We start from the raw sequence: 15,340 nt of genomic DNA on the forward strand, positions 1-15,340 counted from the left end.
CCCCCCCCCCCCCCCCCCCCCCCCCCCCCGCCGCTTTCGGCCAGCTTCGGCCGTCGCGTGGTCAGCCGATGACCTTGGGCCAGCCCTGGGCGACGGCGGCCTTGGCCTTCGTCGTCTGCGCCGCGTCGGGGAACGTCGGCTCACCCGGCACCGGAACCGGCGGCAGCCAGGCGGCGGCCGTCTTGTTGATGGTGTCGTCCTTCTCCATGGCCGGCATCAGAACGGGTCTCGCGAACCCCTCCAGCCAGAGGTTCTGCCCCTCGGTGCTGTAGAGGTACTCCTGCCACAGCCGGGCCGCCGCCGGGTGCGGGGCGTCCTTGGTGATGGCCTGCGAGTAGTACTGCGCGAAGACGCCGTCGGTGGGGATGTTGACCTGCCAGTCCAGGCCCTTCTTGCGGTACTGGTCGGCGTAGCCGGCGTTGAGGTAGTCCCAGTCGATGGTGATGGGCGTGGTGCCCTTCTCCACCGTGGCGGGGGAGGAGTCGACGGTGGTGAAGTTGCCCTTCTCCTTCAGCTGCTTGAAGAAGTCGAGGCCGGGCTGGATGTCGTCGAAGGAGCCCTTGTTCGCCAGGGCGGCGGCGTACACACCGGCGAACGCGGCACCCGACTTGGTCGGGTTGCCATTGAGGACGATCTTGCCCTTGTACTCCGGCTTCATCAGATCGGCGAAGCTCGTGGGGCAGTTCACCACGCGCTTGGCGTCGCAGCCGATGGAGATGTAGCCGCCGTAGTCGTTGTACCAGCGGGCCTGCGGGTCCTTCTGGGTGGAGGGGATCTTGTCGAACGACTCCACCTTGTACGGCGCCAGCAGGCCCTGTTCGGCGGCCGTCTGCGCGAAGGTGCCGCCGAGGTCGAGCACATCGGGCATCGTGGGCTGGCCCTTGCGGGTCGTGGCCGCGTTGATCTCGTCCTCGCTGGAGCCCTCGGGGCTGTCGACCTTGACCTCGATGCCGTACTTCTGGGTGAAGCCGTCGATCACGGCGCCGTAGTTCGCCCAGTTCCGGGGGAGCGCGATGGCGTTGAGGGTGCCCTCCTTCTTCGCCGCCGCGATCAGGGCCTCCATGCCGCCTATCTCCTCCGCGGACGTCGCGGTCTTCAGCTTCTCGGGGTCGACTGCTTCCGGGGCGGAGTCGCCACAGGCGCTGAGCGCCAGGGTGGCGAGGGCGAGGCCGCCGGCGACGGCGGCCAGACGGGCACGGTGCACGAACACAAAGAGCTCCAGTGAGGGGCGTGAGCGGGGGGACAGCGGGTAGGACGATCAGGACCGTCACACCCGTAGACGCTCCATTACTGAGTGTGTCCATGACGAATGGGTGTACGGATGGACACGAGTCAGCCGCATTTCCTTCACGGTGTGTCGATTCAATGGTGAGTTGTCCGGCTAAAGACCGGCAGGTCGGGCGGCCGACGGGCGGCCGGCGGGTGGCCGAAAACGCTCGCTTCCCGGGCCGGCCCCTTGATCACCACGGCGGCGGGCGCCGCACCCGAACGGGTGAGCCCGCCGGGCGGGCGCCCGTGGACCGGGCTGCAATGGTGGGGTGAGCGCGCCCCCGGACGACTGCCTGGCGCACAACGACTGGATCTGCGGCGACTACCTGAGCAGCCGCCGCGAGATCCTGCTGAACGCCGTCCTCCAGCACCTTCAGCTCACGGTGGTCTCCGTGGCCCTCGGGCTGGCCGTCGCGGCCCCGCTGGCGGTGCTGGCCTGGCGCCGGCGCTGGGCGGCGGGGCCGGTCCTCGGCCTGACCACCGTCGTCTACACCATCCCCTCGCTCGCCCTGTTCTCCCTGCTGCTGCCGCTCTACGGCCTCTCGGCCGCCGTCGTCGTGGCCGGGCTCGCGCTCTACTCGCTCACCCTGCTGGTCCGCAACATCCTGGCCGGTCTGCGTGCCGTGCCCGACGACGCCAGGGAGGCGGCGCGCGGCATGGGCTACGGGTCGCTGCGCATGCTGCTCGGCGTGGAACTGCCGCTGGCGCTGCCCGCCGTGATGGCGGGCCTGCGCATCGCCACGGTGTCCACCGTCTCGCTGGCCACCGTGGGCGCCATCGTCGGTTACGGCGGCCTCGGCAATCTCATCTACTCCGGGATGAACACCTACTTCAAGGCCGAGGTGCTCACCGCCTCCGCGCTGTGCGTGGCGATCGCGATCGCGGCCGACCTGCTGCTGCTCGGCGTGCAGCGGCTGCTCTCCCCCTGGCAGCGGGCCTCGGGACGGGGCCCATGAGCGCCGCCGCCGGGCGGGTCGGAGCGCCGCTCGCGGAGGAGGCGCCGTCCCTGGCGGGCAACACCCTGGGCGAGGCATGGGGCTGGCTGACGGACCCGGCGCACTGGGCGGGCGAGAGCGGCATCAGGCACCGGCTGGCCGAGCACGCCGAACTCACCTTCCTCTGCCTGGGGCTGAGCTGCCTGCTCGCCCTCCCCGTCGCCGTCGTCCTCGGGCACCTCGGGCGCGGCGGCGCCCTCGCCGTCAACCTGGCCAACGCCGGCCGGGCCGTCCCCACCTTCGCCGTCCTCGTGCTGCTGATGCTCACCCCGCTCGGCGGCCATGGGCAGTGGTCCACCGTCGTCGCCCTGGTGCTCTTCGCGGTGCCGCCGCTGCTGACCAACGCCTATGTCGGCATGCGGGGCGTCGACCGCCAAGTCGTCGAGTCGGCGCGCGGCATGGGGATGACCGGCCGCCAACTGCTGTGCGGGGTCGAGCTGCCCCTCGCCCTGCCGATGATCCTCACCGGGGTACGGATCGCCGCCGTACAACTCGTCGCGACCGCCACCCTGGCCGCGCTCGCGGGCGGCGGGGGACTGGGCAGGATCATCACCGCCGGCTTCCACCTCGCCAGCACACCCCAGGTGGTGGCCGGGGCGGTGCTGGTGGCGGCGCTGGCCCTGGCGGTCGAGGGCGTGTTCGTCCTGGGGCCCCGGCTCCTCCCCGGCGCGCTGCGCGCCCGCCCGCGCGGCGGGCCACCGGGCCGCCCGCCCGGGCCCGCGCGGGGACTGCCGGCACGGGCCCGACGACTCCTCGGCCACCGCCCGGGGCGGCCGGTCCGCCCGACCCACCGGGCCCTGTCGACCCTGCTGATCCCGCTCGCGCTGCTCGCCACCCTCCTGTGCGCGCCCGGCTGCGCCGGCGGGCCCGCCCTGGAGCGCCGGGGAGAGGTCACCGGCCCACCCGGGGACAGCAGAAATCTCGCCATAGGATCGGCGGGCTTCACCGAGAGCGAGCTGCTGGCCCATCTGTACGCCCTGCTGCTCGGCAAGGCCGGCTACACCACCCGCATCCTCACGGTGAGCAACCGCGAGCTGTACGAACCGGCCCTGGAACGCGGCCAGATCGACGTCGTCCCCGAGTACGCGGCCACCCTCGCCGACTGGCTCAACGCCAAGACCCACGGCCCCGACGCGCCCCCCGTCGCCTCGCCCGAGCTGGAACCCACCATGACGGCGCTGCGGAGGCTGGCCGAGCCGCGCGGCCTCGCCGTGCTCGCGCCCGGCCGGGCGGTCGACCGCAACGCCTTCGCCGTCGCCGCCTCCTACGCCGCCGAGCACCGCCTCGCCACCCTCAGCGACCTCGGCAGATCGGGTCTGCCCGTACGGCTGGCCGCCGGTGACGAATGCGTCCAGCGGCCGTACTGCGCCCCCGGCCTGCGCAAGACCTATGGCATCGACATCACCGCGATCGACCCGAAGGGCGTGGGCACCGCCCCCGCCAAACAGGCCGTCCGCTCGGGGGAGGACCAGATGGTGCTCACCACCAGTACCGATGCCACGCTCGACACCTTCGGTCTGGTCCTGCTCGCCGACGACAAGCGGCTGCAGAACGCCGACTACATCGTGCCCCTCGTCAACCGCGCCCGGGCGGGCGGCCCCGGGGTGGCTCGGGCACTGGACCGGCTGAACACCGTCCTCACCACGGAGGACCTCGCCGACCTCAACCGCCAGGTCGACATCAGGCGCCGGCTGCCCGCCGATGTCGCCCGCGCCTATCTGTCCGCGCGCCAGCTGATCTGACCCCCCGGCCGGCCGCCCCGCGGACCGGGGCGGCCGGCCCCAGGCGGCGTCCCTCAGGTGTCGTGGTGGCCGATCTCGACGTCCTCCAGGATGCCCAGCGCGTCCGGCACCAGCACGGCCGCCGAGAAGTAGACGCTCACGAGATAGGAGATGATGGCCTTCTCGTTGATGCCCATGAAACGGACGTTCATCCCGGGCTGGATCTCATCGGGAATCCCGGTCTGGTGGAGCCCGACGACACCCTGATCCGCCTCGCCCGTACGCATCGCCAGAATCGAACTGGTCCGGGATTCGCTGATCGGGATCTTGTTGCACGGCAGCAGCGGGATGCCACGCCAGGCCCGCACATGCTGTCCCTGGAACTCCACGCCCGTCGGGTAGATTCCGCGCTTGTTGCACTCCCGGCCGATCGCCGCGATGGTGCTCGGATGCGCCAGCAGGAACTGGGTCTTGCGGCGCCGGGAGATCAGCTCGTCGAGGTCGTCGGGGGTGGGCGGGCCCGAGCGGGTGTGAATGCGCTGCTTGAGGTCGGCGTTGTGGAGCAGGCCGAACTCGCGGTTGTTGACGAGTTCGTGTTCCTGGCGCTCGCGCAGGGCCTCCACGGTCAGCCTCAGCTGCTGCTCGACCTGGTTCATGGGATCGTTGTAGAGGTCGGCGACCCGGCTGTGGACGCGCAGCACCGTCTGGGCGACGCTCAGTTCGTATTCGCGGGGCTTGAGCTCGTAATCGACATAGGTACCGGGCAGCAAGGGCTCGCCGGTGTGGCCCGAGGACAGATCGATCGCGGCCTCACCGTGCTTGTTCTGCGGCCGCCTGGGGGCCTCGCGGAAGGCGGTGAGATGGGAGCGCAGCCCCTCGGCCCCGCCGGCCACCTCGTCGAACGCCGCCTTCGGCAGGCTGAGCACCGTGCAGGCGGTGACGGCCTTGACGGTGTGGTCCCAGGTGGCGTCGCCGTCCTCGTCGGTCAGCAGCCGCTCGCCGATGTAGTCACCATCGGCGAGCACCCGCAGCACCGTGGGGTCGCCGTACTTGCCCCGGCCAAGCTGCTCGGTCTTGCCATGGGCGATCAGCACCAGCCGGTCCGCCGGCTGGCCGGACTCGACGATCAGATCGCCTGCGGCGTACTCCTGCTGCACGAACCGGTCGGCGAGGGCCTCCAGCACCGCGGCGTCGTCGAACTCCCGCAGCGGTGGCAACTCCCGCAGTTCGGCCGGGACGACCCGGATCTCGGCACCGGTCGAGACGAACTCGATCCGCCCGTCGCCCAGGGTGCTGGTCAGCCGTCGGTTCACGCGATAGGTGCCCGCCGTCACCTGCACCCAGGGCAGCACCCGCAGCAGCCAGCGCGACGAGATGTTCTGCATCTGCGGCACGGACTTGGTGGTGGTCGCCAGGTTCCGAGCCGCGGCGGTGGCGAGACTCTGCTGTTGTGGGCTCTGTCCGTTCTGGGATACGGAGCTGGGGTCCACGGTCGTGGTCATCTGCGGACTTCACCTGTTTCTCTGCGAAGTGTTCATGCGAAGCGGATGCGGTCGAGGCGGTGACGGCGGTGCGGCGGTGACGGCGGTGCGGCGGCCGGGAGGCCGCGTCGAGAGGGTCCCGGTCAGTGGCCGATCTCGACGTCCTCCAGAATTCCGAGAGCGTCCGGAACAAGAACGGCGGTCGAGTAATAGGCGGTCACCAGATAGGAGATGATGGCCTTCTCGTTGATGCCCATGAAACGCACGGACAGGCCCGGCTGATATTCGTCCTCGAGGCCCGTGCGGTGCAATCCGATGACCCCTCGGTTCGCTTCGCCGGTGCGCAGCAGCAGAAGGGAGGTGGTGCGGTTCTCGGAGATCGGGATCTTATTGCACGGGAAAATGGGCACGCCCCGCCACGCGGGCACGGAATGCCCCTGGTGGTCGATCGTGTCGGGGTGGATGCCGCGCTTGGTGCACTCCCGTCCGATCGCCGCGATGGCCCGGGGGTGCGCCAGGATCAGCCCGGGGTCCTTCCACACGGTGGCCAGCAACTCGTCGAGGTCGTCGGGGGTGGGCGGGCCCGAGCGCGTCCGGATGCGCTGCCTGAGGTCGGCGTTGTGGAGCAGGCCGAACTCGCGGTTGTTGACGAGTTCGTGTTCCTGGCGCTCGCGCAGGGCCTCCACGGTCAGCCGCAGCTGTTGCTCGACCTGATTCATGGGCTCGTTGTAGAGGTCGGCGACCCGGCTGTGGACGCGCAGCACCGTCTGGGCGACGCTCAGCTCGTACTCCCGCGGGGCGGGTTCGTAGTCGACATAGGTGCCGGGCAACAGGGGTTCGCCGGTGTGGCCCGCGGACAGATCGATCGCGGCCTCACCGTGCTCGTTGTGCCGCTGCTGGGGGACGGCCGACCGTTGCCGGAGGTGACCGCGCAGGGCCTCGGACCCCTGCGTGATCTCCTCGAAGTCACGGCGGCGCAACTCCAGCACCGTGCATCGGGTGACGGCCTTGAGGGTGTAGGTCCACTCGGCCTCGGGCGCGCCGAGCGCGTGGGCGCCGAAGTGATCGCCGTCGCCGAGCGTGCCCACCACGGCCTGCTCGTCGTACTTGCCCTGGGCCAGCTGCGTGACCTTGCCGTGGGCGATCAGGAAGAGACGGTCGGCGGGGCGCCCGGCCTCGGCGATCACATCTCCCGGGCCGTACTCCCGCTGGACGAAGCGGTCGGCGAGGGCCTGGAGCGCCGCGCCCTCGGTGAAGCCGTGCAGCAGGGGCAGTTCGCCCAGCTCCGCGGGGATCACCTGAACGCGCGGGCCCGTGCAGACGAACTCGATGCGGCCGTCGCCGACGGTGTGGGTCAGCCGGCGGTTCACGCGATAGGTGCCGCCGGGCACATGGACCCAGGGCAGCAGGCGCAGCAGCCAACGGGAGGTGATGCCCTGCATCTGGGGAACGGATTTGGTCGTGGTCGCCAAATTCCGCGCGGCCGCCGTGCCGAGGCTCTGCCGCACCTCGCCGTGGGACTGCCCGTCCTCAGCGGAAGAGGTCGAATCCGTCGACGTCGTCATAAGGGACGCCACCCAATCTTCGCGATATGGCTTCCGGACCGGGGCGTGACTGCTTGATCACGTCCCGTCAACGACGCTAGCAGCCCCGAATGGCGCACTGGAATCGCTCAAAAGAGTGGGTTGGTCGATTGAATGCCAGGCAATAATGGGGGTCATTTTACTGTCCGAAAATCGCCGTTGGCTCATGTCGGCCGCAGGTTCCCCTGGCAGACGCCGTTCCCCGGAGCCGAGCGACCGCTTAGTATGCGACCGGATCAGCCCCGGAAACGGCCGTCTTCCGGAAGGAGACACGCCATGGCCGCCACCGCACCCGCCGGATCGGACGCCGATGAACCGGACGCCGATGAACTGCGCCGCCTCACCCGCGAACTGATCGCTCGTCATGACCCTGGCACCACCGATCGCGCCGACTTCCTCGCGGCCCGCTTCGACGCCGGACTCGCCTGGGTGCACTTTCCCCGCGGCTTCGGCGGCCTCGGCGCCCCTCGTGCCCTCCAAGCGGTCGTGGACGGCGAACTCGAGGCCGTCGGCGCGCCCGACAACGACCCGCGCCGCATCGCCATCGGACTCGGCATGGCCGCCCCCACCATCCTGCGCTACGGCACCGACGAGCAGAAGCGCCGCTTCCTGCGCCCGTTGTGGCTCGGCGAGGAGGTCTGGTGCCAGCTCTTCAGCGAGCCCGGCGCGGGCTCCGACCTCGCCGCGCTGGCCACCCGCGCCGTGCGGGACGGCGAGGACTGGGTCGTCACGGGGCAGAAGGTCTGGACGTCGAGCGCCCATGTCGCCCGCTGGGGCCTCCTGCTGGCCCGCACCGACCCCGACGTGCCCAAGCACCGGGGCATCACCTACTTCCTCTGCGACATGACCGACCCCGGTGTCGAGGTGCGCCCGCTCCGCCAGATCACCGGCGAGGCCGAGTTCAACGAGGTATTCCTGACCGAGGTGCGGGTGCCCGACCGCCATCGGCTGGGCGAGGTCGGCGACGGCTGGCGGGTGGCCCGGACCACCCTGATGAACGAACGCGTGGCCATCGGCGGTGGCCGGCTGCCCCGCGAGGGTGGGCTGATCGGCATCGTCGCCGACACCTGGCGGGCCCGCCCGGAACTGCGCACCCACGACCTGCACCAGCGGCTGCTGCGGCTGTGGGTCGAGGCGGAGGCCGCCCGGCTGGCCGCTGAGCGGCTCCGGCAGAGCCTCGCGGCGGGCCAGCCGGGCCCGGAGGGCTCGGCGATGAAGCTCGCCTTCGCCCGGCTCAACCAGGAGATCAGCGGACTGGAGGTCGAGATGCTCGGCGAGGACGGCCTGTTGTACGACGACTGGAGCATGCGCCGCCCCGAGATCGTCGACTTCGCGGGGCGCGGCGCGGGCTACCGCTATCTGCGCGCCAAGGGCAACTCCATCGAGGGCGGCACCTCCGAGGTGCTCCTCAACATCGTCGCCGAACGCGTCCTCGAGCTGCCGCAGGAGCCACGCACCGACACGGACGTTCCCTGGCGGGAGTTGGCCCGATGAGCGACGCCACCGCTGCCCCCGCCGGCCAGGGGCCCGCGCCCGATCTGCTGTACTCCGAGGCGGAGCGGGATCTGCGGGCCGCCGTACGGTCCCTGCTGTCCGACCGCTGCGACGCCGCCGCCGTACTGGCCCGCGTCGAGGCGCCCCAACCGTACGACCCCGAGCTGTGGCGCGCCCTGGCGACGGACATGGGCACCGCCGGGCTCCTGGTGCCCGAGAAGCTCGGCGGCCAGGGCGCCGGGGCCCGGGAGGCCGCCGTGGTCCTGGAGGAACTCGGCCGCAGTGTCGCTCCCGCCCCGTATCTGACCAGCGCGGTGATCGCGGTCGAGGCCCTGCTCGGCTGCGCCGGGGAGGGCGGCCGGGAGGCCGACGCGAGGCCGCCGCGCTGCTGACGGGCCTCGCCACCGGAGAGCGCACGGCGGCTCTCGCCGTGCCGTTCACCACGGCCCCGTACTCCGGTCCAGCGCAGTACTCCGGCCCGGCGCCGTCCGTACGGACGGAGGCGCCCGTACGGACGGAGGCATCCGTACGGAGCGAGGCGCCCGTACGGGTCGAGGTCGGCGGCCGGCTCACCGGCCGCGTCCGCGCCGTGGCCGACGGGGCGAGTGCGACCGTACTGCTCGTGCCCGCCGAGGGGCCCTCGGGGCCGGAGCTCCACGCGGTGGACGGCATGGCGAGCGGCGTGACCCGAACCCCGCGGGTCTCCCTGGACGCCACCCGGCCGCTCGCCGAGATCGCCCTGGACGCCGTCCCCGGCCGGCGGCTCGCCGGGCCGGACACGGCGGCGCCGGCGGTCACCCGCGCGCTGACCGCCGGCGCCGGGCTGCTGGCGTCGGAGCAGCTCGGGCTCGCCGAGTGGTGCCTGGACGAGACCGTCCGCCACGTCCGGGAGCGGAACCAGTTCAACCGCCCCATCGGCTCCTTCCAGGCGCTCAAGCACCGCCTGGCCGCGCTCTGGCTGGAGCTCGTCTCCGCCCGCGCCGCGGCCCGCCACGCCGCGGACGCGCTCGCCACCGGCAGCCCCGACACCCCGGTGGCCGTCCGCCTCGCCCAGGCCGTCTGCTCCCCGACCGCCGTCCACGCGGCCCAGGAGTGCGTGCAACTGCACGGCGGCATCGGGATGACCTGGGAGCATCCGGCGCATCTACGGCTCAAGCGGGCCAAGGCCGACGAACTGGCGCTGGGCACCCCGGGCCGGCACCGGGCCGCGCTCGCCGAGCTGGTGGAGCTGCCCGGGCCCCCGGCGTGAGGCGCGGCCCGCGCGCCGCCGGCCCCGACAGGGTCGGCGGCGGCGCCGGGGCCGGAGGAAAGGTCACCCTTCGCACTCGTGTTTAATTGCGGACGATGCGCAATAACAGTCGATCTTCATCAGTGCCGCGGGCCGCGGCCGCCGCCCGGTCCGGCAGGTCCCTCCGTCCGTGGGCCGCCGTCGCGCTCACCGGCGCGCTGGTGGCGAGTGCCGCGGCCTGCTCCACCCCGGGCGGGGACAAGGGCGCGGGCAAGGCCGCCGACACCGCGGTCGTCGGCATCGCCAACGAGCCCGAGACGCTCAGCCCGCTGCTCGGCTACGGCAAGGACGGCAACTCCAAGATCTTCGACGGTCTGCTCACGCACGACGCCGAGATGCGGCTCAAGCCCGCCCTGGCCGCCGAGCTCCCGAAGATCACCAACGAGGGCCGGACGTACACCTACACCCTGCGTGACGGGGTGCGCTTCAGCGACGGACAGCCGCTGACCGCCAAGGACGTCGTCTTCACCTACCGGACCATCCTGGACAAGAACACCAACAACGCCTCCAAGGCCGAGCTGGACGCCCTCCAGGAGGTGCGGGCCGAAGGCGACAGGACGGTCGTCTTCGAGCTCAAGTACCCCTACGCCCCCTTCGCCGAGCGCACCGTTCTGCCCATCGCCCCCGAGCACATAGCCGGCAAGCAGGACGTCAACAGCGGGGACTTCGGCACCAAGCCGATCGGCACCGGCCCCTACATCCTCACCGACTGGCGCAAGGGCGAGAAGCTCACCTTCAAGGCCAACCCGCAGTACTGGGGCGGCGAGCCCGCGGTGAAGAAGTTCACCATGGCGATCATCAAGGACGACGACGTGCGCGCCACCCGGCTGCGCAGCGGCGACCTCGACGGCGCCATCCTCCCGCCCAACCTCGCCGCCACCTTCAAGGGCGACCAGGGCAGGAAGACGCTGGCCGCGAAGACCTACGACTACCGCACCGTGACCCTGCCGACCGAGAACCCGGTCACCGGCGACACCGCGGTCCGCAAGGCCCTGGACGTCGCCGTGGACCGCCAGGCCATGGTCGACAAGATCCTCGACGGCGGCGGCAAGGCCGCGTACGGCCCGGTGCCCACCGACAGCCCCTGGTTCGCCAAGGGCACCGAGCGCGTCCACGACCTGGAGAAGGCGAAGAAGATCCTCGACGACGCGGGCTGGCGGCCGGGCGCCGACGGCATCCGCGAGAAGGACGGCCGGCGCGCCTCCTTCCCCCTCTGGTACCTCACCGGTGACAAGCTCCGCCAGGACCACGCCCTCGCCTACGCCTCCGACGCCAAGAAGGCCGGCATCGAGGTGAAGGTGCAGAGCGGCACCTGGGAGGTCATCGAGCCGCGGATGAAGGACGACGCGGTCCTCGCCGGCGGCGGCAGCCCCGCCGACCCGGACTTCGACCAGTACTCCCTGCTGCACTCCTCCCTCGCGGGCGACGGCTTCAACAACATGGCCCGCTACTCCGACCCGGACGTCGACAAGGCACTCGTCGACGGCCGGCAGAGCGGCAAGCCGGAGGAGCGCAAGGCCGCGTACGACACCATCCAGCGCAAGCTCGCCGAGAACCCCGGCTACACCTTCCTCACCCACATCGATCACCTCTATGTGATCGCCGACCGGTGGGAGGGCCTCACCACCCAGGTCGAGCCGCACGACCACGGCCTGGCCTCCGGCCCCTGGTGGAACGTCGAGGACTGGGCACCGAAGAAGTGACCCGGCAGCTCCCCTGGGGGCCGATGGCACGGATGGCGGGACGGCGGGCACTGCTCGCCGTGCCCGTCCTCCTCGCCGTCACCTTCGGCGTCTTCGCGATCGCCGCCGCCTCGCCCTTCGACCCCGTGAAGGCCTACGCGGGCACGGCCGGGCTCACCGCGTCCCAGGAGAACCTCGACCAGCTGCGCGCCAACCTCGGCGCGGACCAGCCGTTCGTCGTCCGCTGGTGGCACTGGCTCACCGCCGCGCTCACCGGCGACCTCGGCGACTCCAGCGCCCTGCGCCAGCCGGTCGCCCAGGTCATCGGGGAGCGCCTCGGCTGGTCGACCCTGCTGTGCGCGGTCGCCTTCGCTGTGGCGGTGCTGCTCGGCACGGTGCTCGGCGTGCTCGCCGCGCGCCGCCCCGGCTCCCTGGTCGACCGGGCCGTCACCTCCGCCGCGTACTCCCTGGAGGCCGCGCCGCCGTTCTGGCTGGGCCTCCTGGCCGTCTGGCTGTTCGCCCTCAAGCTCGACCTGCTCCCGGCCGGAGGACTGACCGACACCGGCACTGACGTCGTCACCGCCGGCCAGGTGGCGAGCCACGTGGTGCTGCCCGCGGCCGTCCTCGCCGTCTCCCAGCTGCCCTGGTTCACGCTGTACGTCCGCCAGGGCGTCGGGGACGCGCTGGAGGAGGACCCCGTGCGCGGCGCCCGCGCCCGCGGCCTGAGCGAGCGCACCGTACTGCTGCGCCACGCCCTGCGCTCCGGGATGCTGCCCGTGCTCACCCTGATCGGCTCGCGGGTGCCCGAGCTCATCACCGGAGCCCTGCTCGTGGAGACCGTCTTCAGCTGGCCGGGCATCGCCGCGGCGACCGTCGAGGCGGCCACCTCCGTCGACTTCCCCCTCCTCGCCGCGCTGACCGTACTGGCGACGGCGGCCGTGCTGGCCGGCAACCTGCTCTCCGATCTGCTGTACGGGCTCGCCGACCCCAGGGTGGGATTCGATGGCTGAACGGATGACCGACGGCGCCGCGGACGTCGCCTGGATCGCCCGAGGCCGGACCCGCCGCTCCACCCGGACCGTGCGCGTCTGGGCCTCCGCCGTCCTCGTCGCGGCCGTCGTTCTCGCGGTGATCGCCGTGCCGGCCGTCGCGCACCTCGACGAACAGGCCGTCGACCTGGCGGCCAAGCTCCAGCCGCCCTCCTGGGCACACCCCTTCGGCACCGACGACGTCGGGCGCGATCTGTTGCTGCGCTGCGTCTACGGGCTGCGGGTGTCCCTGCTCGTCGGCGTGGTCGCCGCGCTCGCGGCGACCGTCATCGGAACGGCCGTGGGCGCCGCGGCGGGCGCCCTCGGGGGCTGGGCCGACCGCGTCGTGATGCGCGTGGTCGACCTCTTCTCCTCCGTGCCGCACCTGCTGCTGGGGATCTTCATCGTCGCGCTGTTCCGGCCCGGGGTGTGGCCCGTGGTCGTCTCGGTGGCGCTGACGCACTGGCTGTCGACCGCCCGCATCGTCCGGGCCGAAGTGCTGTCCCTGCGCTCGCGCCCCTATGTCGACGCCGCCGTCTCCGGCGGCGCCTCGCGCTGGCGGGTCGCCGTACGGCATCTGCTGCCCGGAGTACTGCCGCAGGCCGGCCTCGCCGCCGTACTGATGGTGCCGCACGCCATCTGGCACGAGTCCGCGCTCTCCTTCCTCGGGCTCGGCCTGCCCACGCACGAGGCCAGCCTCGGCACCCTCGTCCAGACCGCCCGCGGCTCCCTGCTGGCCGGCCACTGGTGGCCGACCCTCTTCCCGGGGCTGTTCATCATCGTGCCCACGCTCGCCATCGCCGGCCTGGCCGGCGTGTGGCGCGAGCGGATCAACCCGCGCCGTCGATCGGAGCTCATGCTGTGAGTGAGCCCGCGCCCGTACCCGCGTCCGCACCCGCGCCCGTACACGCGCCGGCCCCGGCGCCGGCACCCGTACTGTCCGTCCGGGACCTGTCCGTCCGCTTCCGGATGCGCGGTGGCCGGCATGTCGCCGCCGTGTCCGGCGCGACCTTCGACCTCGCGCCGGGGGAGTGCCTCGCGCTCGTCGGCGAGAGCGGCTGCGGCAAGTCCGTGCTGGCCTCCGCGCTGCTGGGCCTGCTGCCGGGCAACGCGCAGACCGCCGGAACGGCGCTCCTGGGCGACGTGGACGTGCTGCGCGCCGACGAACGCACCCTGGCCCGCACCGTGCGCGGGCGCCGGATCGGCCTGGTGCCGCAGAGCCCCTCGGCACACCTCACGCCCGTGCGCACCGTGCGCTCCCAGTTGGAGGAGACCGTCCGGGAGCTGACCGGACTCCGTGGCCGGCGCGCCCTGCGCGAGGCGGCCGAGGCCGCGGCGGACCGGGCCGCCTTCCCCGCCGGCCACCTCGACCGGTATCCGCACGAGCTCTCCGGCGGGCTCGCGCAGCGCGCCGCCACCGCCCTCGCGCTCATCGGTGACGCCCCTCTGCTGCTCGCGGACGAGCCCACCACGGGCCTCGACCGCGACCTCGTCGACCGTACGGTCGACGAGCTGCGCCGCCACGCCGACGAGGGGCGCGCGCTCCTGATGATCACCCACGACCTGGCGGCGGCGGAGCGGATCGCCGACCGGGTGGCCGTGATGTACGCCGGGCGGATCGTCGAGATCGCCCCGGCGGCGCGTTTCTTCGGCCGCCCGGGGCCCCGGCACCCCTACGCCCATGGCCTGCTCCAGGCCCTGCCCAGCCGGGCCTTCACCGCCATTCCCGGCATGCCGCCGGAGCTGGGGGACCTGCCGGGCGGCTGCGCGTTCGCCGCGCGCTGCGCGGGCGCGGCGGAGGACTGCGCGGTGCTTCCGGCTCTGGTGGACGGTGTGGCGTGTCACCGCCCGCTGGACGGCGGCGCGGAAGTCGAAGCGGCCACCAGCGGCCCGGAGGAGCGCCCCCGTGCTTGAACTGCGTCGGATCACCGCCGGCTACGAGCGCCGCAAGCCCGTCGTGCGCGAGGTGTCCCTGACCCTGCGCCCCGGGGAGTCCATCGGGCTGCTCGGGCCCAGCGGTTGCGGCAAGTCGACCCTCGCCAAGGTGGCGGCGCTGCTGCACCGGCCCGACGAGGGGCACGTCGTCCTCGACGGCGCGCCGGTGCGCGGCTGGCGGCACCGCGCCCCCCGGGACGCCCGTACCGCCTTCGGCGTGGTGTTCCAGCAGCCGCGGCTCGCCGCCGACCCCCGGCTCCGGCTCGCCGACATCGTCGCGGAGCCGCTGCGGGCCACTGGCCGCCGCGACGAGATCGCGACCAGGGTGCCCGAGCTGGCCGAGGCGGTCGGGCTCGGCCGGGATCTGCTCGCCCGGCGCCCGCACGAGGTCAGTGACGGCCAGTTGCAGCGGGCCTGCCTGGCCCGCGCCCTCGTGCTGCGCCCGCGCTGGCTCGTGTGCGACGAGATGACCGCGATGCTCGACGCGTCGACGACCGCCGCGCTGGTGGCGGTGGTCGAGGAGTACCGCCGGACCACCGGCGCGGGGTTGCTCGCCGTCGGCCACGACCGCGTGCTCCTGGAGCGGTGGTGCGACCGGACGGTGCGCTGGGAGGACCTGACGTCCGCCGGCCCGGCGGCCCCGGCGGCGGCCTCGGCGGCGGTCGAGGCGGTGACCGGAGCGGAGCCGGGCACGGGGGTCTGAACGGGGCACCAGCGGCGCGGGCCGGCCCCGTACGCGGACGCCCACCCCGTACGCGTACGCGCACTCGTACGACCGTTCGGCCAACATTCGGCGAACTCTCCGCACGGCTCTGCCCATCGCTTTCCGGAGCGTCGATACTGCGGACCGCCGCTGTCACCGAC

The 15,340-nt window shown here is 72.6% G+C and carries 11 protein-coding genes and 2 pseudogenes; 10 read left to right on the forward strand and 3 right to left on the reverse strand.

Features of this window, described 5'->3' with window-relative positions:
- Positions 1-61: 61 nt before the first annotated feature.
- On the reverse strand, positions 62-1,210 hold the full coding sequence (locus ACSNOD_RS02150; RefSeq protein WP_436764968.1) for an ABC transporter substrate-binding protein: 1,149 nt from the start codon (positions 1,208-1,210) through the stop codon (positions 62-64).
- 328 nt (positions 1,211-1,538) lie between these two features.
- Between ACSNOD_RS02150 and ACSNOD_RS02155 the strand changes: the two genes are divergently transcribed.
- The 3 genes and pseudogenes from ACSNOD_RS02155 (at position 1,539) to ACSNOD_RS02165 (ending at position 4,006) form a co-directional block, all read left to right on the forward strand.
- Positions 1,539-2,225 carry an ABC transporter permease gene (locus tag ACSNOD_RS02155; protein ID WP_436764969.1) on the forward strand — a complete coding sequence of 229 codons (687 nt, stop codon included), beginning with the start codon at positions 1,539-1,541 and terminating at the stop codon, positions 2,223-2,225.
- Positions 2,222-2,881 (forward strand): annotated as a pseudogene (locus ACSNOD_RS02160) (ABC transporter permease); the annotation flags it as partial. The gene ACSNOD_RS02155 and the pseudogene ACSNOD_RS02160, both read left to right, overlap by 4 nt.
- A 189-nt stretch (positions 2,882-3,070) precedes the next feature.
- Positions 3,071-4,006, forward strand: a complete 936-nt coding sequence (locus ACSNOD_RS02165) for an ABC transporter substrate-binding protein (protein ID WP_436764996.1) — start codon at positions 3,071-3,073, stop codon at positions 4,004-4,006.
- Positions 4,007-4,059: 53 nt separating this feature from the next.
- Here ACSNOD_RS02165 and ACSNOD_RS02170 read toward each other — a convergent pair whose 3' ends face one another.
- Together ACSNOD_RS02170 and ACSNOD_RS02175 are read right to left on the reverse strand one after the other, a co-directional pair.
- Positions 4,060-5,487 carry a family 2B encapsulin nanocompartment shell protein gene (locus ACSNOD_RS02170; protein WP_436764970.1) on the reverse strand — a complete coding sequence of 476 codons (1,428 nt, stop codon included), beginning with the start codon at positions 5,485-5,487 and terminating at the stop codon, positions 4,060-4,062.
- Between the two features lie 122 nt (positions 5,488-5,609).
- Positions 5,610-7,031 (reverse strand): family 2B encapsulin nanocompartment shell protein, encoded by a 1,422-nt coding sequence (locus ACSNOD_RS02175; protein WP_436764971.1) that lies wholly within the window; start codon positions 7,029-7,031, stop codon positions 5,610-5,612.
- Between the two features lie 294 nt (positions 7,032-7,325).
- Between ACSNOD_RS02175 and ACSNOD_RS02180 the strand changes: the two genes are divergently transcribed.
- The 7 genes and pseudogenes from ACSNOD_RS02180 to ACSNOD_RS02210 all read left to right on the forward strand — a co-directional run bounded on the left by ACSNOD_RS02180 (position 7,326) and on the right by ACSNOD_RS02210 (position 15,179).
- Positions 7,326-8,543, forward strand: a complete 1,218-nt coding sequence (locus ACSNOD_RS02180) for an acyl-CoA dehydrogenase family protein (RefSeq protein WP_436764972.1) — start codon at positions 7,326-7,328, stop codon at positions 8,541-8,543.
- A pseudogene (locus ACSNOD_RS02185) lies at positions 8,540-9,792 on the forward strand (acyl-CoA dehydrogenase family protein). The gene ACSNOD_RS02180 and the pseudogene ACSNOD_RS02185 overlap by 4 nt, the downstream one beginning before the upstream one ends.
- A gap of 95 nt (positions 9,793-9,887) precedes the next feature.
- A complete protein-coding gene (locus tag ACSNOD_RS02190; RefSeq protein ID WP_436764973.1) occupies positions 9,888-11,534 on the forward strand; it encodes an ABC transporter substrate-binding protein in 1,647 nt (548 codons plus the stop codon).
- Between the two features lie 23 nt (positions 11,535-11,557).
- Positions 11,558-12,523 carry an ABC transporter permease gene (locus ACSNOD_RS02195; RefSeq protein WP_436764997.1) on the forward strand — a complete coding sequence of 322 codons (966 nt, stop codon included), beginning with the start codon at positions 11,558-11,560 and terminating at the stop codon, positions 12,521-12,523.
- Entirely contained in the window at positions 12,516-13,406 is an 891-nt protein-coding gene (locus ACSNOD_RS02200) for an ABC transporter permease (protein ID WP_436764974.1), read from the forward strand. Before ACSNOD_RS02195 ends, ACSNOD_RS02200 begins: the two co-directional genes overlap by 8 nt.
- On the forward strand, positions 13,403-14,455 hold the full coding sequence (locus tag ACSNOD_RS02205; RefSeq protein WP_436764975.1) for an ABC transporter ATP-binding protein: 1,053 nt from the start codon (positions 13,403-13,405) through the stop codon (positions 14,453-14,455). Before ACSNOD_RS02200 ends, ACSNOD_RS02205 begins: the two co-directional genes overlap by 4 nt.
- Positions 14,448-15,179, forward strand: coding sequence for an ABC transporter ATP-binding protein (locus ACSNOD_RS02210; protein WP_436764976.1), 732 nt, complete (start codon positions 14,448-14,450; stop codon positions 15,177-15,179). The genes ACSNOD_RS02205 and ACSNOD_RS02210 overlap by 8 nt, the downstream gene beginning before the upstream one ends.
- Positions 15,180-15,340 lie beyond the last annotated feature (161 nt).

This window comes from Streptomyces sp. URMC 123 (genome assembly GCF_051386515.1).
GTDB lineage: Bacteria > Actinomycetota > Actinomycetes > Streptomycetales > Streptomycetaceae > Streptomyces.

Excerpts from the sequence above, each read along its gene's own strand:
- ACSNOD_RS02170 (WP_436764970.1), bottom strand. The coding sequence starts at position 5,487 with ATGACCACGACCGTGGACCCCAGCTCCGTATCCCAGAACGGACAGAGC.
- ACSNOD_RS02195 (WP_436764997.1), top strand. The coding sequence starts at position 11,558 with ATGGCACGGATGGCGGGACGGCGGGCACTGCTCGCCGTGCCCGTCCTC.
- ACSNOD_RS02180 (WP_436764972.1), top strand. The coding sequence starts at position 7,326 with ATGGCCGCCACCGCACCCGCCGGATCGGACGCCGATGAACCGGACGCC.
- ACSNOD_RS02200 (WP_436764974.1), top strand. The coding sequence starts at position 12,516 with ATGGCTGAACGGATGACCGACGGCGCCGCGGACGTCGCCTGGATCGCC.
- ACSNOD_RS02190 (WP_436764973.1), top strand. The coding sequence starts at position 9,888 with ATGCGCAATAACAGTCGATCTTCATCAGTGCCGCGGGCCGCGGCCGCC.
- ACSNOD_RS02175 (WP_436764971.1), bottom strand. The coding sequence starts at position 7,031 with ATGACGACGTCGACGGATTCGACCTCTTCCGCTGAGGACGGGCAGTCC.